Genomic DNA, 22,831 nt, shown 5'->3' with positions numbered 1-22,831 from the left:
TCGTGCCCCAGGTACACGTGGGCCCGCTGCTACGACACGTTGGCGAGACAGATGCGATCATCTGGGTCGAAACCGACGAACCCTGCCACGTCGAGATTCTCGGCTTCTCCGCCGACACTTTCGAGGTCGAAGGTCACCACTACGCGCTGGTCTGCCTGCGCGATCTCGACCGTGGCACCGAGCATCCGTATCGAGTCCTCCTAGACGGCGAAATAGCCTGGCCACCACCGGATTATGAGTTTCCGCTACCGCGGATCCGGCTGATGCCACGGAAGGGAAATCTGCGTCTGTTGTTCGGATCGTGCCGCGCCTCGGCGCCGCACTACCCGCCGCACACGTTTCAACGCTGGTGGAATCGCAAGGGCAAGGGCATCGACGTCCTGCACGCCTACGGAATGCGCATGTTGCGCCAACCATCTGCGCTCTGGCCGGACGCGATCATGATGATGGGTGATCAGCTCTATGCCGACCAGGTCTCCGACAACGTGGTCGACATCGTGGGTGACCGCGTGGTCCACGAGGAGGGGCCACGGGAAGCCCTCGAAGACTTTGAAGAGTATTGCGTGGGTTATTGGGACGCCTGGAACGAGCCCGTCGTGCGCTGGATGCTCTCGACGATTCCGACGTCGATGATTTTCGACGACCACGAGATCAACGACAAATGGAACACATCCCAGGCGTGGCTGGACGAGATGCGCCAAACCGACTGGTACCAAACCAGGATCATCGGCGGCCTGATGGCTTACTGGGTGTACCAGCACATCGGCAACCTGTCGCCGAATGAGTTGGCAGCAGACGAGGTTTATCAACAGATCTGCCAGACCAGGCAGGGCACCGATGCGGTCCGAGACTTGGCCCATCGTGCCGAATGCGGGCAAGGCCCTTCGTATTTCAGCTTTTTTCGGGATCTCGGTCCAGCCCGGCTGATCATGCTCGACGCACGAACCGGCCGAGTGCTGGAGTCTGGTCAGCGACGGATCATGACCGACGCGGAATGGGACTGGATCACCTCGAAAATCGACGGTGATTACGAACATCTCATCCTGGCCAGCTCGCTGCCCTTCCTGCTCCCCAATGGAATGCACAACATCGAGGCGTGGTCTGAGGCAGTCACCGACGGCGCGTGGGGCTCGCGGCTTTGCGCACTAGGTGAGCGGGTGCGGATCATGGCCAACCTCGATCACTGGGCGTGTTTTCAACGCAGCTATCGCGCGTTCGAAGGTTTGGTGGTCGACATCGCGACGGGCCGACGAGGCCAGGCCCCGGCGTCTCTGATCATGTTCGGCGGCGACGTCCACCACTGCTGGGTATCGAAGGTGGCCCTGCCGGATGATGCGCCGGCAACGCGCACGCGGATCTGGGAGGTGGTCTGCTCCGGCCTGCGCAAAGAGGTCAATTTGAGCGAGCGGATCGTCTTGCGGCTCGGGCACACGCCGGTCGCCGCGGCGGTCGGGAAGGCGCTGGCCGCCACCGCCAAGGTCGGGAAACCCCGGCTGCAGTGGCGGCCCGTGACGCGTCCCCATTTCCGAAATCAAGTGGGGACGCTCGAGATCGCCGGCGGCGAGATCGGGGTCCGCATCGAGCGGGCCGCGGGCGGCTGGCGCAAGCCTCAACTGTTGACGGTGATCGAGCAGAAGCTGCTATAGGCCGAGTAACCTCGTCCACGTGACGGGGTCCATCCGCTCCAGCACGGCCGCCATCGACGTCCGCCAACTACCGACGATCGACTACCGCGCCGCCTGGCAGCTGCAGCGAGACATCGCCGATGCCAGGGCCGCCGGCGGCTCGGATGGCCGAGACACGCTGCTGCTCCTGGAACACCCCGCGGTCTACACGGCCGGACGGCGCACCGAACCGCACGAACGTCCATTTGACGGCACCCCTGTCGTCGATACTGATCGGGGCGGCAAAATCACCTGGCACGGACCCGGGCAGTTGGTCGGCTATCCCATCATCGGCCTGGCCGAACCACTGGATGTGGTCAATTACGTTCGCCGCCTTGAGGAAGCACTGATCAAGGTGTGCGCCGATCTGGGCCTGGACACGGTGCGGGTCGACGGTCGATCCGGAGTGTGGCTGCCGGCGGGCAGCGGGCGACCGGCACGCAAGATCGCCGCCATCGGTGTCCGGGTGGCGCGCAAAACGACGCTGCACGGATTTGCGCTCAACTGTGACTGCGACCTGAGCGCGTTCACCACCATCGTGCCGTGTGGCATCACCGACGCCGGTGTCACGTCGCTGACCGTGGAACTCGGACGTCGGATCACCGTCGACGACGTGCGCCCGGCGGTCGCCGACGCGGTGTGCAACGCCCTGGATGGCATCCTGCCGGTCGGTCGCCACGCCGCGGCCCGCGTAACATCGGCGATGTGACAGTCGCCCCGGAGGGCCGCAAATTGCTGCGGCTGGAGGTGCGCAACGCGCAGACTCCCATCGAGCGCAAGCCGCCTTGGATCAAGACGCGGGTGCGGATGGGCCCGGAGTACACCGAGCTGAAGAACCTGGTGCGCCGCGAGGGCCTGCACACAGTCTGCGAGGAGGCGGGCTGCCCCAACATCTTCGAATGCTGGGAGGACCGGGAAGCCACCTTCCTGATCGGCGGCGACCAGTGCACTCGGCGCTGCGACTTCTGCCAGATCGACACCGGCAAGCCCGCCGAGCTGGACCGTGACGAACCGCGCCGGGTCGCCGAGAGTGTGCAGGCGATGGGCTTGCGCTACGCCACCGTCACCGGCGTGGCACGCGACGACCTGCCCGACGGCGGGGCCTGGCTCTACGCGGAAACCGTGCGTGCCATCAAGGAGCTCAATCCGCAGACCGGTGTCGAACTGCTGGTCCCCGATTTCAACGGCGAGCCCGGGCGACTGGCCGAGGTGTTCGCGTCGCGGCCGGAAGTGTTGGCGCACAACGTCGAAACCGTGCCCCGCATCTTCAAGCGGATCAGGCCGGCCTTCACCTATCAGCGCAGTCTGGCCGTCCTCACCGCGGCCCGCGACGCCGGTCTGGTGACCAAGAGCAACCTCATCCTCGGCCTCGGCGAGAGTCCCGACGAGGTGCGCACCGCCCTTGAAGACTTACGTGACGCCGGCTGCGACATCGTCACCATCACCCAGTACCTGCGTCCGTCGGCGCGCCACCATCCCGTCGAGCGCTGGGTGCATCCCGATGAGTTCGTCGAACACGCGAAGTACGCCGAGGGGCTCGGCTTCGCCGGGGTGCTGGCCGGCCCGCTGGTGAGGTCTTCGTACCGGGCTGGCCGCCTCTATCAGCAGGCGGTCTCCGCACCCCGCTAACCAAGGCGTACGTATCCTTGGTGACTATGGCAAAGACCCGAAATGCCGCCGCCAACAAGGAGGCCAAAGCGGAGGCAGCCGCCGCCCGCAAGGCAGCCGCTCGGCAGCGCCGCGCTCAGCTCTGGCAGGCGTTCAACATGCAACGCAAAGAAGACAAGCGCCTGCTGCCGTACATGATCGGCGCCTTCGTGCTGATCGTGGGCATATCGGTGGCGGTAGCGGTGTGGCAGGGCGGGTTCGCCCTGTACACGATGATTCCGCTCGGGATCCTGCTGGGTGTTCTGGTGGCTTTCATCATCTTCGGCCGCCGGGCCCAGAAGTTCATCTACCGCAAGGCCGAAGGCCAGACGGGCGCGGCGGCGTGGGTGCTGGAGAACCTGCGTGGCAAGTGGCGGGTCACCCCTGGGGTGGCCGCCACCGGGAACTTTGACGCGGTCCATCGGGTGCTCGGGCGGCCCGGCGTCATCTTGGTGGCCGAGGGTTCGCCGAATCGGGTCAAGCCGCTGCTGGCCCAGGAGAAGAAACGCACCGCCCGTCTCGTCGGTGAGGTGCCGATCTACGACATCATCGTCGGCAACGGCGAGGGTGAGATCCCGTTGGCCAAGTTGGAACGCCACCTCACCCGGCTCCCGGCCAACATCACGGTAAAGCAGATGGACACGCTCGAGTCGCGACTGGCCGCGCTCAGTTCCCGGACCGGGGCGGGTGTGTTGCCCAAGGGGCCAATGCCCAGCAACGCCAAGATGCGCGGCGTGCAGCGCACCGTTCGCCGCAAATAGCCGCGGCTTGGTTCAGCGCCGCACCACCGCCGTGCCCGTCAGCCGGTCCTGCACGCCGCGCCCGTCGGCGTCGGTGAACAGTGGCGGCACTACCAGTGCGATCAGCAGGCCCCTCGCCAACAGCCGACCGATCCCCACCGGGACTCGGTGGTTCACGGACCCCACCTGCAGGCCCAACACCATCTGCCCCGGAGTGAAGCCAAAGAGGCGCACCGACACCACGCCGAGCACCAGCCAGACCACCAGGACCGCCGTGGACAACGCCGCCATTGGCACCACGCCGAAGCTGTAGGCCAGGGCCGCCAAGCCGTATGCGATGAGCCAGTCGATCACCAGGGCGCCCAGCCGGCGTCCCATCCCGGCCAGGGAACCGGGCCCAGCCTGCGGTAATCCCAGCGATTTGCCCGGGTAATCGTCCGGTGATCCCGCCGTCATGCGACCAGCACCGGCATTCGGAAGTCCCGGGGTGCGGGATTAACCGCGCGGCATCCCCGGCCACCAGTTACGATCTCGTCGGCCATGGCTTCACAATAGGGTTCGGCGCCAGCGCGACTTCTCCTGACGGGTGCTGGGGTCACGTAACGTCTGCGCAACACGGGGTTGACCGACGCGCAACAACGGCTCCCTAGCGTCGGCCGCGAATTATCAAGTAAAGGAGCACATCTGTGACCGATAAGACGCCCGACGACGTCTTCAAGCTCGCCAAGGACGAGAACGTCGAGTTCATCGACGTCCGGTTCTGTGACCTGCCTGGCACCATGCAGCACTTCACGATTCCGCTCTCCTTCTTCGACGAGAGCGTGTTCGAGGACGGCTTGGCCTTCGACGGCTCGTCGATTCGCGGGTTCCAGTCGATCCACGAGTCCGACATGCTCCTGCTTCCGGACCCGGCAACCGCAGTGATCGACCCGTTCCGCGCCGCCAAGACGCTGAACCTCAACTTCTTCGTGCACGACCCGTTCACCCTCGAGGCTTACTCGCGCGACCCCCGAAACGTCGCCCGCAAGGCCGAGAACTACCTGGTCAGCACGGGAATCGCGGACACCGCCTACTTCGGCGCCGAGGCCGAGTTCTACATCTTCGACTCGGTCAGCTTCGACTCGCGGACCAACGGCTCGTTCTACGAGGTGGACGCGATCTCTGGTTGGTGGAACACCGGCTCGGCCACCGAGGAAGACGGCAGCCCGAACCGCGGTTACAAGGTCCGCCCCAAGGGCGGGTACTTCCCGGTTGCCCCCGTCGACCACTACGTTGACCTGCGCGACGAGATGCTGCGCAACCTGATCAACGCCGGCTTCAGCTTGGAGAAGGGCCACCACGAGGTGGGCACCGGCGGCCAGGCCGAGATCAACTACAAGTTCAACACGCTGCTGCACGCGGCCGACGACATGCAGCTGTACAAGTACATCGTCAAGAACACCGCGTGGCAGCACGGCAAGACCGTGACGTTCATGCCCAAGCCCCTGTTCGGCGACAACGGTTCGGGTATGCACACCCACCAGTCGCTGTGGAAGGACGGCAGCCCGCTCATGTACGACGAGACCGGTTACGCCGGCCTGTCGGACACCGCTCGCCACTACATCGGTGGCCTGCTGCACCACGCGCCGTCGCTGCTGGCTTTCACCAACCCCACGGTGAACTCCTACAAGCGGCTTGTCCCCGGCTACGAGGCGCCGATCAACCTGGTCTACAGCCAGCGGAACCGCAGTGCGTGTGTTCGCATTCCGATCACGGGCAGCAACCCGAAGGCCAAGCGTCTCGAGTTCCGTTGCCCCGACTCGTCGGGCAACCCGTACCTGGCGTTCGCGGCCATGCTGATGGCCGGCCTGGACGGCATCAAGAACAAGATCGAGCCGCAGGCGCCGGTCGACAAGGACCTCTACGAGCTGCCGCCGGAGGAGGCTGCGAACATCCCGCAGGCCCCCACCCAGTTGGCGGCCGTGATCGACCGGCTGGAGGCCGACCACGAATACCTCACCGAGGGCGGTGTGTTCACCACCGACCTGATCGAGACGTGGATCAGCTTCAAGCGGGAGAACGAGATCGAGCCGATCAACGTTCGTCCGCACCCATACGAGTTCGCGCTCTACTACGACGTATAAAGACGTTGCGACCAAAGCCCGCTTGGCTCCCGCCAGGCGGGCTTTGTCGTTAGCTCATCGGCTGCCGTGACCGCCCCGACCCCCGCAGTGAGTGTTCGACGGTTTCGACGGCCAGACGCAGACGTCGAGGTCGGTCGTGCCGCGGTAGCCTCCCCCGTCGAACAGGCCGTAGTTGCTGCCGTTGGTCCCGCTGTAGGTGGCGCCGCCGCCTCCGCCGCCACCGCCCGAACTCTCAACACTCACCGCCCAGTTCATGCCCTGCAGGGCAGTCTGATAGGCGCCCATGACATCGGTCGGCGATCCATTTACCAGGAAGTGCAGATGAATACCGTTGTCCTGGATGTCGTCTGGTCCGTCGGTCCGTTGGGTGCCCAGCGGCGTAGGGATGAGCTTTCGTAGGTCGGCCGCCGAGCTACTGGGCCGCGCGGTTTGAGACGTCGTGGTGGTGGTCTCCGTCGTGGCACCCGCCCCCGAACTTGTCGCGGTGCCCGACTTGGGTGAACCGCCGCATCCCGTCGCCGCCAGGCTGATAGCCATCGCGGCCGCCAAACAACAGGCTGTGTGCTTCACGCTTTCTCCCTGGGGATCTGTGAGGACAGTAGCCCAGCAGATCGGCGCAGCGCGACATTCTCGGCGCACAGGTCTCACTGTGCCCGAATCCGCTGTTTGAGACCCTCGGTGCCCGGAAATTCCCTTTGACAACCATTTCTGCGCCCGTTCGCGTCCGGCCGACGCGGGTGGGTGCACTGTCCGGAGCGAGACGAACCGATGACCGCCACTCAACCGATCGCGTCCGACCAGCCAACGAACCTGATTCCGCGCTACTGGCCCCAACCGTATTCGCCCCGGGGCAAGGCGACGCCCGTCGTCGCCGGTACCACCCTCGCGGGTGGCCGGATTCGGCTGCTGATCTGCTATGGCGAGTCGCCACACCTGCAGTTTTGGCAAGCTGCCGACACCGTGACCGGTCAACATCTCGCGATCACGGTGGTCGACTCGGAGAACGCCCTGCCGCCGGAGGCTGTCGACGCGATTCTGTCGGAGACCGCAAGCTTGCAGGGAATCGACTCGCCTGGCTTGGCCAGAGTCCTAGACGTGGGTCGGGATCGGTGCGGCGGCGTCATCGTCGCCGAGTGGACGCGCGGTGCGACGTTGAAGGAGGTGGCAGACACCGGGCCGTCCCCCATCGGCGTAGCGGACGCCGTGTTATCCCTGGCCGAGGCTGCCGACCTGGTGCACGGGGCGGGGTTGGCCTTGTCGATCGACCATCCCGAGCGCATTCGAATCAGCGTTGACCGGCGCGTCGTGCAAGCTTTTCCTGCGACGATGCCGAATACAACGCCGCGGGATGACCTGCGCGGCATCGGCGCCGTCATGTACGGGTTACTGGTCAACCAGTGGCCCTGCAACGGCGGAGCGGCGGTCAGAAATTGGAACGGCGCCGAGCGGGATGCGGAAGGCCGAATCCGAGAACCCGCGGCCATGAACCCACGAGTTCCGTTCCTCATTTCGTCCACTGCCGCCGGACTGGTGCGCGACGGCGACGGCATCCGCAGCGCCAGAACGGTTTTGACTTTGCTGCGCGAGGCCGGCGACGAAGCCAAGATCGGCGCGTCGCCCAGCACCACTCAAGAACTGGTGGTGCCGCCACCACCGGGGCAGTACGCCACCTTTCGGAATTTCGGGCCGGCCGAGCGCACCCAATACGCTCGTCGTCAACTCTTGAAAACGTGTTTGGGCACAGCGGCGGCGGTTGCGCTGGTGTTGTTGATCAGTTTCGCCACGACGATCAACGGAATAGTCGGCCAAATCGGTACCAACGCAACAATGAAACCGGACAAGCTCGGACTGCACCCAACGTCGCCGCCGCCCTCACCAACCCTCGCTCCGTCCCCGCCCGCCGATGCCAGCGGCCTGGTGACACCGGTTAGGGCGACAGTCTTCTCGCCCGGCGGCTCACCGGATAGCCCGAACACGGCCGGACTGGCGATCGACGGCAACCATGCCACGGCTTGGTCGACCGACACTTACGTTGACGCGCAACCCTTCCCCAAGTTCAAGTTCGGGGTGGGACTCCTGTTGCAACTTCCCGCACCCACGTCGCTCAGTGCCGTCACCGTCGACCTGGACAGCGAGGGCACCTGGGCACAAATACGATCATCGACGAGCCCGACCCCCGCGAAGTTCACCGACACCACCGAACTCAGTCCGTCCACTCCGCTACGACCGGGACACAATGTCATCGCCGTAACCAACTCCGCCCCAACAACATTCGTCGTGTTCTGGATAGGCATTCTCGGCACCACCAGCGGGAAGAGCCATTCCGACATATCGGAGATCACGCTGCAGAGCACAGGCCGGCTCAGATAACAACACGCCAGCCGGCCCGGGCTACCCGTCGAGGCCGAGGTCCTTGCGGAACCGCTCCATGCCATCGATTTTGTCGGACAGGCTCGCGTCAGGACCGGCGTAGAACATCCACGGCATGGTGATGATCCCGGTGACACCGGCGTCCTCGGCCCGCTGATAGTCGGCTGGGGTGAAGGAGTCGGTCAACGGCGTAAGGATCGTGAAATCGTCCATCGACAGCCCGTTTTCGGCTCGCAACTCGCGCAGCCGGCCCACCCGCTCGATGGCCCGGTCGGTCTTGATCAAGTCTCCGATCCAACCGTCGTACCGAGCGGCCCGACGCAGCGCGATGTCGCTGAGACCGCCGCCGTACACCGGGATCGGCGGCGGCGTGGGCTGCATCTCCAAGCGCGGCGCGTGGTAGAACTTGCCGTCGAATTCTGTCCAGCCCGGTTCCCACAGCGCCCGCATCAATTCGATCATCTCGTCGGTGCGCTTGCCGCGGGCGGCAAACGGTTCACCCATCAAGTCGAACTCCTCGCGGCACCAGCCGACACCGATGCCTAGCTCCACCCGCCCGGACGCCAAAAAGGCAGCGGTGCCAATGGCTTTGGCCGCCGAATAGGGGTTTCGCATCGCGGGAATGTAGACGGTGGTGACGAACTTCAGCCGCGTGGTGACCTGTGCCAGCGCGCCGACGAGAACCCAGGGATCGGGCCAGTCGGTGAACGGCTGCCAGCGTCGTTGCCCGTCTTTGGTGTACGGGTACGGCGTTTCCAGGGTCTCCAGGTTCACGACGTGGTCTGGGATCCCGAGCCCGTCGTACCCGAGATCGTCTGCCGCCTTGGCAATCTCGATGATCTCGCTGGTGTCCAGGAACGCGCTGCTGATGTAGAACTTCACTGCCCGTTCCTCACCCACGACGGCTCGATGAAGACACCTTCGGCCTCTACGGTGACCCCTTGCGCATCCGAGATCGTTCCTCGGGCAAACACTTTGACGCCCTGCTTGCGATCTATCCACGCATCGCAACGCAGCGGCCCCAGCGGTGTGCCGCGCAGGTATTTCACCGTGATCGTTCCGGTGAAGCGCGGCTTGGAAAGCCCCTCGCTGGCCGCCTCCCCGAGCATGTGGTCGAGCACCAGCGCGCTGACGCCGCCGTGTACCAGCGTGGGCGGGCCCTCGTATGCGCAACCGAGGACGAACTCCGCCCAGCAACGCCCCCCACCCTCGTGATGCACGACGATGGGCGGGGCGATCGGATTGCACACCCCGATCGCAGCGTTGCCCAACGGCAGCGGCCGGTCGCCGACGCGGTAGCTCACGCCATTGGTGCGGCTCCGTTGCCGCAACGCCCGGGTGACCTCCTCGATCGCGGACCGCGCCCGGGCGACGACGTCATCGTCGGCCTCGGTCCGGATAGTCGCGTCGACGAGTTCGCGGACGGCATCGGCCAGCGGCGCGTACAAGGCGGTCACCCGTTCGGCTTCCGCCGCGCTCAACTCCTCGAACATTACTGCCCCAAGCGGGGACTCCAGCTTGTTGGCGTCCTGGCTCAAGTCTCGAACACCTTGCGTACAACCGCCTTTGCCCGTCGGGTGACTCGCAGATAGTTGTCCAGGAACTCTCCCCCGTCACCGTTCTTCCAGCCCGCTGCGACCGCGACGGCGTTGAGCTGGCGTCCCGGCCCCGGCAGCTGGTCGGCGGGCTTGCCACGCACCAGCACCAGCGCGTTGCGTGCCCGCGTGGCCGTCAGCCACGCCTGCCGCAGCAGATCCACTTCGTCCGGGGAAACGAGTTTGTTCTCGGCGATCGCGTCCAACGACTGCAGCGTCGAGGTGTTGTGCAGCGCCTCGATCTCGTGGGCGTGCCGCAACTGCAGTAGCTGGACGGTCCACTCGATGTCGGCCAGTCCGCCGCGACCCAGCTTGGTGTGCGTGTTGGGGTCGGCGCCGCGGGGCAACCGCTCGGAGTCGACGCGCGCCTTGATGCGGCGGATCTCTCGCACGGCTTCGGCAGACACCCCGTCGGGGGGATACCGCGTCTTGTCGATCATCAGCAGGAACCGTTGGCCAAGTTCCTCATCGCCGGCGACAGCATGCGCCCGCAGCAGCGCCTGGATTTCCCACGGTTGAGCCCACTGCTGGTAGTAGGCCTCGTACGAGGCCAGGGTGCGCACCAATGGGCCATTGCGACCCTCGGGCCGCAGATTCGCGTCGAGTTCCAGTGGTGGGTCGGCACTGGGGGCACCCAGCAGTTTTCGGGTGTTCTCGGCGATCATGTTCGCCCATTTCACCGCCTGCGAGTCAGCGGCCCCATTGACCGGCTCGCAGACGAACATGACGTCGGCGTCGGACCCGTAACCCAGCTCGGCACCGCCGAGCCTGCCCATGCCGATGACCGCGATCTTGGCCGGCGGGAGGCCGTCCTCGGGCTGGTGGGCGCGGATCATCGCGTCCAGGGCGGCCTGGAGCACCGCCACCCATACCGACGTCAGCGCGGCGCAGACCTCGGTTACTTCAAGCAGGCCGAGCAGGTCCGCCGAGGCGATCCGGGCCAACTCCCGACGCCGCATTGTGCGGGCGCCGGCGATGGCCCGCTCTGGATCGTCGTACCGACTCGCGGACGCGATGAGCGAGCGAGCGACCGCGGCGGGCTCGGTTTCCAGCAGCTTGGGACCCGACGGACCGTCGCTGTATTGCTGGATGACCCCCGGCGCTCGCATCAACAGATCTGCCACATACACAGACGTACCCAGCACGTGCATGAGTCGCTTGGCCACTGCGGGCTTGTCGCGCAGCGTCGCCAGATACCAGGTCTGGTTTGCCGCCGCCTCGCTGAGCCGACGGTAGGCCAGCAGCCCGCCGTCGGGGTCGGGGGCATCCGACATCCAATCCAACAACCTGGGCAGCAGCACCGACTGCACCCGGCCGCGTCGTCCGCTCTGATTGACCAACGCGGACATGTGTTTCAACGCCGACTTTGGGTTGAGGTAGCCCAGTGCGGCCAGCTGCCGCTCGGCGGCCTCCGACGTCATGCCGCGGCCCGCGATTTCCAGGCCCGCCGGACCGATGGATTCCAGCAACGGCTGGTAGAACAGCTTCGCGTGCAGCCGGGATACCCGCAGGTTCTGGTGTTTCAGCTCCTCGCGCAGCACCCCGGCGGCATCGTGCCGACCGTCGGGCCTGATGTGGGCGGCCCGCGCCAGCCAGCGCACCGCCTCCTCGTCGTCGGCCTCGGGTAGCAGGTGCGTGCGCTTGAGTCGTTGCAGCTGCAATCGGTGCTCGAGCAGCCGGAGAAACTCGTAGGACGCGGTGAGGTTGGCCGCGTCTTCGCGTCCGATGTATCCGCCAGCGCTCAGCGCCGCCAACGCATCGACGGTGGATGCCACATGCAGCGACTCGTCACTGCGACCGTGCACCAACTGCAGCAGTTGCACCGCGAATTCGACGTCACGCAATCCTCCGCTGCCGAGTTTGAGTTCGCGGCCCCGGACTTCGGCGGGCACCAGTTGCTCGACGCGGCGTCGCATCGCCTGCACTTCGGCGACGAAATCTTCGCGCTCGCAGGCGGTCCACACCATCGGCATGAGCGCTTCCATGTAGGCCTGGCCGAGTTCCATATCGCCGACCGCCGGGCGGGCTTTGAGCAGCGCCTGGAATTCCCACGTCTTGGCCCAACGCTGGTAGTAGGCCTTGTGCGAGTCGAGGGTGCGAACCAGTTCGCCGCTGCGCCCCTCGGGTCGTAGCCCCGCGTCGACCTCGAAACAGGCGGTCGAGGCGATCCGCATCATCTCGCCGGCGACGCGGGTGGTGAGCGGGTCGGCGTTCTCGCCGACGAAGATGATGTCGACGTCGCTCACGTAATTGAGTTCGCGCGCACCGCATTTGCCCATCGCGATCACCGCGAGCCGCGGTGGTGGACGATCCCCGCAGATCGTTGCCTCGGCAGCGCGAAGTGACGCGGCCAAGGCTGCGTCCGCGATGTCGGCCAGGTGCGCGCCGACCACCGTGAACGGCACCACCGGCTCGTCCTCGACCGTCGCCGCCAAGTCGAGCGCCGCCAACACCAGCAGGCGGTCGCGGTACACGGCGCGCAGCTGTTGGGTGAGTGTGCTCGGCGAGTCCAGCGACTCTTCGACACACTCGGTGAACGACGCACGCAGCTGCTCCGCCGAGGGCAGTCGCACATTGCCGCTCAGCAGCTTCCACGACTGCGGGTGGGCGACCAGGTGTTCTCCCAACGCCAACGACGCGCCCAAGACGGCGAACAACCGTCCCCGCAGCGGGCGCTCACGCAGCAGCGCGGCGTTCAGCTCGTCCCAGTCGGAATCCAGCGTCTCGGACAAGCGCACCAACGCCCGCAGCGCGGCGTCGGCGTCGGGAGCGCGCGACAACGCCCACAACAGATCGATGTGAGCCTGGTCGTCCTTATCCCAGCCGAGCTGGCGGAGGCGCGCTTCGGCCTGCGGGTCGATTAGGCCAAGGCGGCCGACACTGGGCAACTTTGGTCGCTGCGTCGCGGGCTTGGTCACGACCTTGACGGTAGCGCACGACGGCGCGGCGCCTGACCTGCCCATCCTGTTGATGGGCAGGTCGGATCGAGCGGCTGGCCCGCCGTTAAAGCGACAGGTAGGTCTTCAGCTCGAACGGAGTGACGTGACTGCGGTAGTTCGCCCACTCTCGGCGCTTATTACGCAGGAAGAAATCAAACACGTGCTCCCCCAACGCTTCCGCGACCAGCTCCGAGGCCTCCATCGCCCGCAACGCCGCGTCCAGGCTGGACGGCAGCTCGCGGTAGCCCATCGCGCGTCGTTCCTCGGGGGTCAGATCCCACACGTTGTCCTCGGCCTCGGGCGCCAACACGTAGCCCTTCTCGACGCCGCGCAGCCCGGCTGCCAACAGCACCGCGAACGCCAGGTACGGATTGCAGGCCGAGTCGGGGCTGCGCACCTCGATCCGTCGCGACGAGGTCTTGTGCGGCGTGTACATGGGCACTCGCACCAAAGCGGATCGGTTGGCCGCACCCCAGGAGGCGGCAGTGGGCGCCTCGCCCCCATGCACGAGCCGCTTGTAGGAGTTGACCCACTGATTGGTGACGGCGCTGATCTCCGACGCGTGCTCGAGGATTCCGGCGATGAACGACTTGCCGACATCCGACAGCTGCAGCGGGTCGTCGTCGCTGTGGAACGCGTTGACCTCGCCTTCGAACAGGCTCATGTGGGTGTGCATCGCCGAGCCGGGATGCTGCCCGAACGGCTTGGGCATGAACGACGCCCGCGCGCCGTTCTCCAATGCGACTTCCTTGATGACGTAACGGAAGGTCATCACGTTGTCGGCCATCGACAGCGCGTCGGCGAAGCGCAGGTCGATTTCCTGCTGACCGGGCGCACCCTCGTGGTGGCTGAATTCCACCGAAATCCCCATGAACTCAAGGGCTTCGATGGCCCGCCGGCGGAACTTCGACGCGGATTCGTGGACCGCCTGGTCGAAGTAGCCGGCATTGTCGACCGGGATCGGTTCCGAACCGTCCTCAGGCCCCGGCTTGAGCAGGAAGAACTCGATCTCGGGGTGCACGTAGCAGGAAAAGCCGAGTTCGTTGGCCTTGGTCAGCTGCCGGCGCAGCACGTGCCGGGGGTCCGCCCAGGACGGTGAGCCGTCTGGCATGGTGATGTCGCAGAAAATCCGGGCGGAGTGGTGGTGACCGGCGCTGGTGGTCCAGGGCAGCACCTGGAAGGTCGACGGATCGGGATGGGCGACGCAGTCGGATTCGGAGACCCGTGCGAAACCCTCGATGGACGACCCGTCGAAGCCGATGCCTTCCTCGAACGCACCTTCCAGCTCGGCGGGTGCAATAGCGACCGACTTGAGAAAACCAAGCACGTCTGTGAACCAGAGACGGACAAATCGGATGTCGCGCTCTTCCAGCGTGCGCAGCACAAATTCCTTCTGGCGGTCCATGCCTCGCACACTAGGCATGCTGTGTTAATTCCATGTTACCGATGCCAGACCACGCACGTTGCGCATGACAAAAAATGCGCACCGGAAGCTGCTCTACCCGCATCGCGAGTCCGACAAAGCCACAAAATTTGCGGCGCCGAAATTTTAATTGAGTCATCTACGTATCTACAATGGCATTCCATCACTTTCGGCCGCGTCGATTTCGGGTCAACCGGTAGACGCCCCAGGCGAGCGCTACCGACGAGCGCGGCCGAGCCGAAAGCTACCAACGCGGTTCCCGCGCGCGACTTCTCCCGGACTGTCTCCCGCACTTACGCCGGTCGCCGCGCGACGGCCGAAAGTGGTCCGAAAAGCAGTCCTGCCGGATTCATTTTCTTGCGGCCCAGCCGAATTCGGTGGTCTAGCAGCGCAAGTTCGCCGGCGGCAGCGTGAGCTCGATGAAGTAGCGCAGCACCGCGGTGTCCACACATGGGTTGCCGGACAACGCCGCCGTGTGCTGGGTCCCGTCGACGGTGATGAGCGGAGCACCCAACTGGCGGGCCAGGTCGACCCCGGCCTGATAGGGAGTGGCCGGGTCATGGGTGGTGGAGATGACCACCGCCTTGCCCGGCGGCGCGGGCGGCGCCGGGTGCGGGGCCGAGGTGGCCGGCACCGGCCACATCGCACACAGGTCGCGCGGGGCGTAGCCGGTGAATTGCCCGTAGTTCAGGAACGGCGCGACTTGGCGGATCCGTCGATCGGCCTCGACCCAGGCCGCCGGGTCCGTCGGAGTCGGCGCGTCCACACACCGGATCGCGTTGAACGCATCCTGGTCGTTGCCGTAGTGCCCGTTGCGGTCCCGGTCTTGATAGTCGTCGGCGAGCAGCAGCAGGTCACCCGCGTCGGTCTGTCGCGCCAAGCCGAGCAGTCCGCTGGTCAGGTACTTCCAGTGTTGCGGGGTGTAGAGCGCGTTGATGGTGCCGGTGGTCGCGTCGGCGTAGCTGAGGCCGCGCGGATCGGCCGTCTTACCCGGCTTTTGCACCAGCGGGTCCACCAGGGCGTGGTAGCGGTTGACGAACTGCGTCGGGTCGGTGCCCAGCGGGCACCCGGGATTCTTGGCGCAATCCAGCGCGTAGTCGTTGAACGCGGTCTGGAATCCCGCCATCTGGTTGATGGTCTCCTCGATCGGGCTGATCGTCGGGTCGATCGCGCCGTCGAGCACCATCGCGCGCACGTGGGAGCCGAACCGCTCGAGGTAGGCGGTGCCCAACTCGGTGCCGTAGCTGTATCCGAGGTAGTTGAGCTGCTGATCGCCGAGCGCCTGACGGACCATGTCCATATCGCGGGCGGCCGACGCGGTCCCGACGTTCGCCAGGAACTGCTGGCCCATCCGATCGAGGCAGTGCTGGGCCAATTCGCGGTAAACCTGCTCGATATGGGCCACGCCCGCCGGGCTGTAGTCCACCATCGGGTCGCGCCGGAATGCGTCGAACTCGGCGTCGGTGCGGCAGCGCAGGGCCGGGGTGGAATGCCCTACGCCCCTGGGGTCGAAGCCCACCAAATCGAAGTGGCGGGTCAGTTCGCTGTTCTTCAATACGGGTGCCATGCCGGCGACCATGTTGACCGCAGAGGCGCCGGGCCCGCCCGGGTTGATGAGCAGCGATCCGATCCGCTGGCCGGTCGCCGGTACCCGGATGACGGCCAACTTGGCTTGTGCCCCAGTGGGTTTGTCGTAATCGACCGGCACCGTGACAGTCATGCACTGTGCCGTCGGGATGTCGGTGGTGTCTTCGACGAATTCGCGGCACGGGCCCCAGTTCTGCACGGGCGCCACGACCGGCGCCGACGGGCTCTGAGTGTGACCCGGATCGGGTTCTGGAGTGGCACCGGCGAGCGGCAGTCCAGGGCCGCCGAGCACCAGCACCAATGAGAACAGCGCCGAACTCGAGTGTCTGACGCGAGGCATGGCCGTTGATCTTGTCAGCCTCGAATACCCGTGACAGCGCGAAACGATCACGCCTTGGTTTCATCCCGCTCTCGCATGAGCGTGTCGCCAGGCTTCGGGGCTGTTTCAGGCCGCTAACACTTCGCGCCGGGCGGAGGTGTCTTGCCGTCGATGAAATAGGCGACGGCGTAGTCGTCGATGCAGGGTTCGCCCTGGAACACCACCGTGTGCTGAGTTCCGTTGTAGGTCAACAACGAGCCGTGCAGCTGGTTCGCCAAGTCCACCCCCGCCTGGTACGGCGTTGCCGGATCGTGGGTGGTGGACACGACGACGGTCGGTGGCAGTCCCGGCGCCGAGACGGCGTGCGGCGTGCTGGTCGGCGGCACCGGCCAGAACGCGCAGGTGCCCAGCGGCGCATGGCCGGTGAAGCTGCCGTAACTCAGGAACGGCGCCAGCTCACGCGAGCGGCGGTCTTCCTCCACGACCCGGGCGCGATCGGTAACTGGCGGCTGGTCGACACAATTGATCGCCACCCGCGCGTCGGTGGAGTTGTTGTAGTGGCCCTTCGAATCACGACGCATGTACATGTCGGCCAGCGCAAGCATCGTGTCGCCACGGCCGTCGGCCAGCTCCGTGAGGCCCTCGGTCAGGTAGTGCCACAGATTTGGGGAGTAGAGCGCCATGATGGTGCCCACGATCGCGTCGCTGTAGCTCAGCCCCCGCGGGTCGTTGGTCTTGGCGGGTCTGCTCTTCCACGGGTCGTTGGGATCCACCAGCGGGTCGATAAGACTGTGGTAGACCTCGACGGCTTTGCCGGGGTCGGTTCCGAGCGGGCACTTGACATCCTTGTCGGCGCAGTCCGCGGCGTAGTCGTCGAATGCGTCCTGAAATCCCTTGGCCTGGCGAAGGTCCGCCTCGATGGGGTCGGCATTGGGGTCCACTGCGCCGTCGAGGATCATCGCGCGCACCCGCTGGGGAAAGGCTTCGGCGTAGGCGGAGCCGATCCGGGTGCCGTACGAGTAGCCGAGATAGGTGAGCTTCTCGTCGCCCAATGCGGCGCGAATGGTGTCCAGGTCTTTGGCGACGTTGACCGTCCCCACGTTGGCCAGGAAGTTCTTGCCCATCTTGTCGACGCAGCGCTGGATGAACTCCTTGGTCTCCTTCTCCATCCGGGCCACGCCTGCAGGGCTGTAGTCCACCTGCGGCTCGGTTCGCTGCCGGTCATTGTCGGCATCGGAGTTGCACCAGATCGCGGGGCGGGATGCCGCCACGCCCCGCGGGTCGAACCCCACCAGATCGAAGCGTTCGTGGATCTGCTTGGGCAGCGACTGGAAGATGCCCAATGCGGCCTCGATGCCGGATTCACCGGGGCCACCGGGGTTGATGACCAGTGACCCGATCTTTTCTCCGGTCGCGGGGAAGCGGATCAGCGCCAGCGTGGCCACGTCGCCGTCGGGATGGTTGTAGTCGACGGGGACGGCCAACCGCCCGCACAGCGCATTGCCGGGAATCTTGACGTTGGGCTTGGCGGATCGGCAGAGGGTCCACTCCACCGGCTCACCCAACAGTGGTTCGGCCCGGCTTCCATGGCCGGCAACCACTCGGACGCAGCCAGCGAGGACCGTCACGGCGGCAGCCAGCGCGGCCCAGATCAGCAGCGTGCGTGCGACTCGGTCGCGGCGAGACAGACACATGGCACCCTATGCTGCCAGAAATTTCTTTGCTGCCTGGTTAGCGGCCTGCTAGGGGCGGGTGGCGAGCAGTTCTTCCATCGCGACGGCGAACTCGTCGGCCATCTCCCACAGGTCCGGAAGCAGTTCCGGGCAGGAGATGAGGCCGATGTTGAGCTTGCCGTTGAGCGACATCACGGTGATGTTGAGACCCGAGCCGTGGAAGATCGGCCCCAGCGGATACATCGCCTTGACCTCACAACCGAGCATGTACAGGGGAACCTGCGGTCCCGGCACGTTGGAGACCACCAGGTTGTGCACCGGAAAACTCTCGGTCAACGACGTCTTGGCGTACACCCGCATCGCCACACCGAACACGGCCGGCGCGGCGAATTGCGTCCAATCCTGCAGCAATGTGGCACCGATGGCCGAACTATGTTGTTTTGCAATGGAATTCGCGTCGGCGATGGCGCGCAGGCGGTCCGCCGGGTCGGCGATGTGGGAATGCAGGTCGGAAAACATCGCCGAAACCTGGTTGCGTCCCTGCCGATCGGATTTGCCGTGCACAGACACCGGCACCGAGGCCACCAAGGACGAGTCGGGCAGCGCATCCCGCTCGGCCAAGTACTGCCGCAGGACCCCGGACACCAACGCCATCACGACGTCGTTGACTTTCACGCCAAAGCGGCCCCTCACCGTCTTGACGTCTTCGAGGTCCAACTGGGCGTAGGCGATGTTGCGCCGGCCGCTGATGCTCGCGTTGAACACGGTCCGGGGCGCCTTGAACGGCCGCGCCATGGTCTGGCCCTCCAAGGCCCGCAGCGCGGTCGAGACCACGCCGGCCACAGTGCCGGGCACCACGTTGGCCAGCTGTAGCGGGCGGGAGGCGAACCGGAACAAGCCGCCCGCGGCGATCTGCCAGCCACTGCCGCCACCGACACCGTCGACCGGCTCCGGCGGGGGCGCGTCCGCCTCGGTGGTGCACAGCTGCGACAACAGGTTGGCGCCGGTCACCCCGTCAACGCAGGCGTGGTGCACCTTGGTGAACACCCCCACCCGGCCTGCGTGGTGACAGTCGGTTCCGGCGACGCCCTCGATGACCCACATTTCCCACAGTGGCCGCCGGCGATCCAGCGGCAACGACGCGATGTGGCCGCACACCTCCGCCATCTCTGCGCGCCCACCGGGTGCGGGTAGGCCGATGCGGTGCAGGTGCCGGTCGATGTGGAAGTTCTCGTCGTCCACCCACACCGGGTGGTCGAGGTTCAACGGATTGTCGGCCAGCTTCTCGCGGAATTCCGGCATCGCCTTGATGCGCTCCGCCATCGCTTCGCGCAGTTTGTCGAAGGAGTAGCCGCCCGGCATGGTCGACGTGTCCAGTTCGATTGCCGAGCAAACATGCATCGGCTGAGATGAGGTTTCCAAATAGAGGAAACTCGCGTCGAGTCCACTGAGCCGCTGCATGACAGACGATGCTAGGCGTGGCGGACCCCACGGTGCATTTACCCGGGTGAGATGGCAGACTTGGAAGGTCCGACGAACCCGGGGACCTACTTAGGCCACGAGGATCGAACCGACCAGCACTAGGGACAACGATGTCTGAGCAACGCCTTTATGGGTCCAGCGCGGCTGCAGCTTCCGGCCCGCGAACCAAAGTCCGCACCCATCACCTGCAGAAATGGAAGGCCGAAGGCCACAAGTGGGCCATGCTGACGGCCTACGACTATTCCACCGCCAAGGTTTTCGACGACGCCGAAATTCCGGTACTGCTGGTCGGCGACTCGGCCGCCAACGTCGTCTACGGCTACGACACCACCGTGCCGATTTCGGTCGACGAACTGATTCCCCTGGTACGCGGCGTGGTGCGGGGCGCACCGCATGCGCTCGTGGTCGCCGACCTGCCGTTCGGCAGCTACGAGGCCGGCCCCGCCGCGGCGCTGTCCGCGGCCACCCGGTTCATGAAGGAGGGCGGCGCGCACGCGGTCAAGCTCGAGGGCGGCGAGCGAGTGGCCGAGCAGATCGCCTGTTTGACCGCAGCCGGCATTCCCGTGATGGCGCACATCGGTTTCACCCCGCAGAGCGTGAACACCCTGGGCGGGTTCCGGGTCCAGGGTCGTGGCGACGCCGCCGAACAGACAATCGCCGACGCCATCGCCGTTGCCGAAGCCGGGGCATTCGCCGTGGTGATGGAGATGGTGCCGGCCGAACTGGCCACCCAGATCACCGGCAAACTCACCATCCCGACCGTCGGCATCGGGGCCGGTCCCAACTGTGACGGCCAGGTGCTGGTGTGGCAGGACATGGCTGGCTTGAGCAGCGGCAAAGCCGCCCGCTTCGTCAAGCGCTACGCCGACATCGGGGGCGAGTTGCGTCGGGCGGCCGTCCAGTACGCACAAGAGGTAGCCGGCGGGACCTTCCCCGCCGAAGAGCACTGCTTCTGACCATCGGTTACGCCTGACGTCGCCGCGACGGCGTGACGCCGGTATGGCACTCTATGAGGGCTCAAGCAGACTCCTGGAGGAACCCTTGAGCGCAAACCAAGCGCTCTCACGGAGGGGACATGCCCGGTAAAGCGTCCAAGACGGGGCGCCATCAGGAAGTCGAGCGCAAATTCGACGTCGGTGAATCGACGGTGACGCCGTCGTTCGAGGGCATCGCGGCGGTGACTCGCGTCGAAAACTCGCCCCCCCAGACACTGGACGCGGTGTACTTCGACACACCAGGCCAGGACTTGGCGCGCCACCGGATCACGCTGCGACGGCGTACCGGCGGTCCCGACGCCGGATGGCATCTGAAACTGCCGTCGGGGCCCGACTCGCGCACCGAGATCCACGCGCCGATCACCGACGGCGCAGACGAAAACGCCGTGCCGCCGGAGTTGCTGGACGTGGTGCTCGCGATCGTTCGCGACCGCCCGGTCTGCCCGGTTGCCCGGATCTCGACCCGGCGCGAAACGCAAACGCTGTACGGCGCCGACGGCGCTGCGTTGGCGGAGTTCTGCAATGACCACGTCACCGCTTGGTCGGGTGGCAGCGCAGACGGGGGCGAAGGTGAATCCTCCGAACAGCAGTGGCATGAGTGGGAACTGGAGCTCTCCGAACAGGCGGCGTCGACCAACGGGGCGGCCGCCCACGATCTGCTCAACCGGCTGAGCAACCGGCTCCTCGATGCCGGCGCCGCTCCCGCCGGACACGGCTCGAAGCTGGCCCGGGTGTTGGACTCCTCCGCGCCGATCCCCCATCGAACGCCGCCCGCGGACCCGGTGCATCGCGCCGTCGCCCAGCACGTCGAGGAGCTGCTGGTGTGGGACCGCGCCGTGCGCGAGGACGTCGAAGACTCCGTGCACCAGATGCGGGTGACCACCCGAAAGATCCGTAGTCTGCTGCGCGAATCACAGGATTCGTTCGGCTTGGCCGACGGGGCGTGGGTGCTCGACGAGCTGCGCGAGCTCGCCGCGGTGCTCGGTGTGGCTCGCGACGCCGAGGTACTGGCCGAGCGCTACCAGCGGCAATTGGATCAGTTGGACCGAGCGCTGGTGCGTGGACCGGTTCGCGAACGTTTGGTCGAGGGCGCCAAGCGCCGTTACCAGGCGGGGTTGCGGCGGTCGCTGATTGCGATGCGTTCGAAGAGGTACTTCCGTCTCCTCGACGCTCTCGAAGAGCTGGTGACCAAGCGCCCGATCGCTACCTTCGGCCAGAACGCCGAGCCGATCAACATCGAGCGCGCGTATCGGCGGGTGCGCAAGGCCGCGAAGGCCGCGGCGGTAGCTGGCGACGGTGACGGCGGACACCCGCCCAATGAGGCCTTGCATCGAATCCGCAAGCGCGCCAAGCAATTGCGCTACACCGCGGCGGCCATGGGGGTCGACGGAGTGGCTCAGCAAGCCAAGGCGATCCAGACATTGCTCGGTGACCACCAAGACAGCGTGGTAAGCCAGGAGCATCTGCTGCAGCAGACCGACGCCGCCCACGCCGCGGGCGAGGACACCTTCACCTACGGCCTGCTGTATCAACAGGAAGCCGACCTGGCCGAGCGGTGCCGGGCACACCTCGACAGCGCCCTGCGCGCCCTGGACAAGGCGGTGCGCAAGGCCCGGCACTGACGGCGACTTGGGCGGCGTGTCGCGTCCGGCGATTCGTACTCGGCCCACAGCCGAACTCGTTCTAGCCTGAAAACTCATGACCACAGCCGACAAAGCGTCATCGATCCCCACCTCTCGCAAAGTCCTCTGTGCCGTATACGGCGCCGTCGCAGTCGCTGCCTTCATCGCGACCTGGAGCCACGTCGGCCCGTACCTGCACTCGCCTACCGCCTTCTTCGTCACGTTCTGGCGCGACACCCAGGCCAACTCGGCTACCCAATTCATCACAGCCGACGCCCTGTTCCTCGGCCTTGCGGCCGCGATTCTGATGGTGGTCGAAGCGCGGAAGCACAACGTGCGCTTCGTGTGGGCGTACCTCGTTGCCGCCTACTTCATCGGGATAAGCGTGATCTTTCCGCTCTTTCTGATCGTTCGCGAACTTCGCATGAGCCGTGCGACGGACCGTCCCCCCGTCCGCTCAGCGTGAATCCCACGACGAAAACTCAGCGGGCCCGCGACGCGCACGGCGGTAGAGATCGAGACCCTAAGAGGCCCTGCCCATCCGGTCGTTGCCGATGTCTCGCGGGAGCCGGAAGAGCGGTCGTATCGCATGCTGTTGACGGTCGTGGATGCCAGGGCGCGGGGCGAGTTATCAACCATTGACTGAATTGCC

The 22,831-nt window shown here is 65.9% G+C and carries 18 protein-coding genes; 9 read left to right on the top strand and 9 right to left on the bottom strand.

Translation table 11 applies throughout. The annotated features are described in order from the left end of the window. Window positions 1-2 precede the first annotated feature (2 nt). Genes BST27_RS13640 through BST27_RS13625 form a run of 4 tightly spaced genes read left to right on the top strand, consistent with a single transcriptional unit; the run spans window position 3 to window position 4,072 of the window. Window positions 3-1,646, top strand: a complete 1,644-nt coding sequence (locus BST27_RS13640) for a DUF7800 domain-containing protein (protein WP_069420036.1) — start codon at window positions 3-5, stop codon at window positions 1,644-1,646. Between the two features lie 19 nt (window positions 1,647-1,665). Next, a complete protein-coding gene (gene lipB, locus BST27_RS13635) occupies window positions 1,666-2,373 on the top strand; it encodes a lipoyl(octanoyl) transferase LipB (protein ID WP_069420035.1) in 708 nt (235 codons plus the stop codon). Then, the gene (gene lipA, locus BST27_RS13630) at window positions 2,370-3,293 is read left to right on the top strand and encodes a lipoyl synthase (protein WP_069420034.1); all 924 of its coding nucleotides are present in this window, start codon (window positions 2,370-2,372) and stop codon (window positions 3,291-3,293) included. Before lipB ends, lipA begins: the two co-directional genes overlap by 4 nt. Window positions 3,294-3,319: 26 nt before the next feature. Further along, window positions 3,320-4,072: a DUF4191 domain-containing protein gene (locus tag BST27_RS13625; protein WP_069420033.1), complete on the top strand. Its 753-nt coding sequence runs from the start codon at window positions 3,320-3,322 to the stop codon at window positions 4,070-4,072. A gap of 12 nt (window positions 4,073-4,084) precedes the next feature. Here BST27_RS13625 and BST27_RS13620 read toward each other — a convergent pair whose 3' ends face one another. Beyond that, a complete protein-coding gene (locus tag BST27_RS13620) occupies window positions 4,085-4,507 on the bottom strand; it encodes an RDD family protein (protein WP_069420032.1) in 423 nt (140 codons plus the stop codon). A 230-nt stretch (window positions 4,508-4,737) separates the two neighbouring features. Here BST27_RS13620 and glnA (BST27_RS13615) point away from each other — a divergent pair, with 230 nt between their 5' ends. After that, the gene (glnA, locus tag BST27_RS13615) at window positions 4,738-6,174 is read left to right on the top strand and encodes a type I glutamate--ammonia ligase (RefSeq protein ID WP_069420031.1); all 1,437 of its coding nucleotides are present in this window, start codon (window positions 4,738-4,740) and stop codon (window positions 6,172-6,174) included. Window positions 6,175-6,228: 54 nt separating this feature from the next. Here the strand turns inward: glnA (BST27_RS13615) and BST27_RS13610 are convergent, their stop codons facing one another. Then, window positions 6,229-6,744: a hypothetical protein gene (locus BST27_RS13610; RefSeq protein WP_232007314.1), complete on the bottom strand. Its 516-nt coding sequence runs from the start codon at window positions 6,742-6,744 to the stop codon at window positions 6,229-6,231. Between the two features lie 198 nt (window positions 6,745-6,942). Here BST27_RS13610 and BST27_RS13605 point away from each other — a divergent pair, with 198 nt between their 5' ends. Beyond that, entirely contained in the window at window positions 6,943-8,544 is a 1,602-nt protein-coding gene (locus BST27_RS13605; protein WP_069420029.1) for a protein kinase family protein, read from the top strand. 21 nt (window positions 8,545-8,565) lie between these two features. Here the strand turns inward: BST27_RS13605 and BST27_RS13600 are convergent, their stop codons facing one another. The 7 genes from BST27_RS13600 to BST27_RS13570 form a co-directional block, all read right to left on the bottom strand. Then, on the bottom strand, window positions 8,566-9,426 hold the full coding sequence (locus tag BST27_RS13600; protein WP_069420028.1) for a TIGR03619 family F420-dependent LLM class oxidoreductase: 861 nt from the start codon (window positions 9,424-9,426) through the stop codon (window positions 8,566-8,568). Then, on the bottom strand, window positions 9,423-10,037 hold the full coding sequence (locus BST27_RS13595) for a PaaI family thioesterase (RefSeq protein ID WP_372515471.1): 615 nt from the start codon (window positions 10,035-10,037) through the stop codon (window positions 9,423-9,425). Before BST27_RS13595 ends, BST27_RS13600 begins: the two co-directional genes overlap by 4 nt. Window positions 10,038-10,078: 41 nt before the next feature. Continuing rightward, entirely contained in the window at window positions 10,079-13,102 is a 3,024-nt protein-coding gene (locus BST27_RS13590) for a bifunctional [glutamine synthetase] adenylyltransferase/[glutamine synthetase]-adenylyl-L-tyrosine phosphorylase (RefSeq protein WP_069420026.1), read from the bottom strand. Window positions 13,103-13,142: 40 nt separating this feature from the next. After that, a complete protein-coding gene (gene glnA, locus BST27_RS13585; RefSeq protein WP_069420025.1) occupies window positions 13,143-14,483 on the bottom strand; it encodes a type I glutamate--ammonia ligase in 1,341 nt (446 codons plus the stop codon). 400 nt (window positions 14,484-14,883) lie between these two features. Further along, window positions 14,884-16,428, bottom strand: coding sequence for an alpha/beta hydrolase (locus tag BST27_RS13580; RefSeq protein ID WP_069420024.1), 1,545 nt, complete (start codon window positions 16,426-16,428; stop codon window positions 14,884-14,886). Window positions 16,429-16,541: 113 nt separating this feature from the next. Further along, window positions 16,542-18,101 carry an alpha/beta hydrolase gene (locus BST27_RS13575; protein ID WP_069420023.1) on the bottom strand — a complete coding sequence of 520 codons (1,560 nt, stop codon included), beginning with the start codon at window positions 18,099-18,101 and terminating at the stop codon, window positions 16,542-16,544. Window positions 18,102-18,149: 48 nt separating this feature from the next. Then, window positions 18,150-19,481 (bottom strand): WS/DGAT/MGAT family O-acyltransferase, encoded by a 1,332-nt coding sequence (locus BST27_RS13570; protein WP_372515470.1) that lies wholly within the window; start codon window positions 19,479-19,481, stop codon window positions 18,150-18,152. Between the two features lie 191 nt (window positions 19,482-19,672). Here BST27_RS13570 and panB point away from each other — a divergent pair, with 191 nt between their 5' ends. The 3 genes from panB to BST27_RS13555 all read left to right on the top strand — a co-directional run bounded on the left by panB (window position 19,673) and on the right by BST27_RS13555 (window position 22,645). Next, window positions 19,673-20,518: a 3-methyl-2-oxobutanoate hydroxymethyltransferase gene (gene panB / locus BST27_RS13565; protein ID WP_069420021.1), complete on the top strand. Its 846-nt coding sequence runs from the start codon at window positions 19,673-19,675 to the stop codon at window positions 20,516-20,518. A 119-nt stretch (window positions 20,519-20,637) separates the two neighbouring features. Beyond that, window positions 20,638-22,179, top strand: a complete 1,542-nt coding sequence (locus BST27_RS13560; RefSeq protein ID WP_069420020.1) for a CYTH and CHAD domain-containing protein — start codon at window positions 20,638-20,640, stop codon at window positions 22,177-22,179. A gap of 76 nt (window positions 22,180-22,255) precedes the next feature. Continuing rightward, window positions 22,256-22,645: a DUF2834 domain-containing protein gene (locus BST27_RS13555; protein WP_069420019.1), complete on the top strand. Its 390-nt coding sequence runs from the start codon at window positions 22,256-22,258 to the stop codon at window positions 22,643-22,645. The last annotated feature ends 186 nt before the right edge of the window (window positions 22,646-22,831 follow it).

It is taken from the genome of Mycobacterium intermedium (assembly GCF_002086275.1).
Taxonomy (GTDB): domain Bacteria; phylum Actinomycetota; class Actinomycetes; order Mycobacteriales; family Mycobacteriaceae; genus Mycobacterium; species Mycobacterium intermedium.
This window is presented reverse-complemented; position numbering and strand designations above follow the sequence as displayed.

Coding starts and splice junctions, on each gene's coding strand:
- BST27_RS13625 (WP_069420033.1), top strand. CDS start 3,320: ATGGCAAAGACCCGAAATGCCGCCGCCAACAAGGAGGCCAAAGCGGAG.
- BST27_RS13620 (WP_069420032.1), bottom strand. CDS start 4,507: ATGACGGCGGGATCACCGGACGATTACCCGGGCAAATCGCTGGGATTA.
- BST27_RS13605 (WP_069420029.1), top strand. CDS start 6,943: ATGACCGCCACTCAACCGATCGCGTCCGACCAGCCAACGAACCTGATT.
- BST27_RS13595 (WP_372515471.1), bottom strand. CDS start 10,037: ATGTTCGAGGAGTTGAGCGCGGCGGAAGCCGAACGGGTGACCGCCTTG.
- BST27_RS13590 (WP_069420026.1), bottom strand. CDS start 13,102: ATGGGCAGGTCAGGCGCCGCGCCGTCGTGCGCTACCGTCAAGGTCGTG.
- glnA (WP_069420025.1), bottom strand. CDS start 14,483: ATGGACCGCCAGAAGGAATTTGTGCTGCGCACGCTGGAAGAGCGCGAC.
- BST27_RS13580 (WP_069420024.1), bottom strand. CDS start 16,428: ATGCCTCGCGTCAGACACTCGAGTTCGGCGCTGTTCTCATTGGTGCTG.
- BST27_RS13575 (WP_069420023.1), bottom strand. CDS start 18,101: ATGTGTCTGTCTCGCCGCGACCGAGTCGCACGCACGCTGCTGATCTGG.
- BST27_RS13570 (WP_372515470.1), bottom strand. CDS start 19,481: ATGCATGTTTGCTCGGCAATCGAACTGGACACGTCGACCATGCCGGGC.
- panB (WP_069420021.1), top strand. CDS start 19,673: ATGTCTGAGCAACGCCTTTATGGGTCCAGCGCGGCTGCAGCTTCCGGC.
- BST27_RS13560 (WP_069420020.1), top strand. CDS start 20,638: ATGCCCGGTAAAGCGTCCAAGACGGGGCGCCATCAGGAAGTCGAGCGC.
- BST27_RS13555 (WP_069420019.1), top strand. CDS start 22,256: ATGACCACAGCCGACAAAGCGTCATCGATCCCCACCTCTCGCAAAGTC.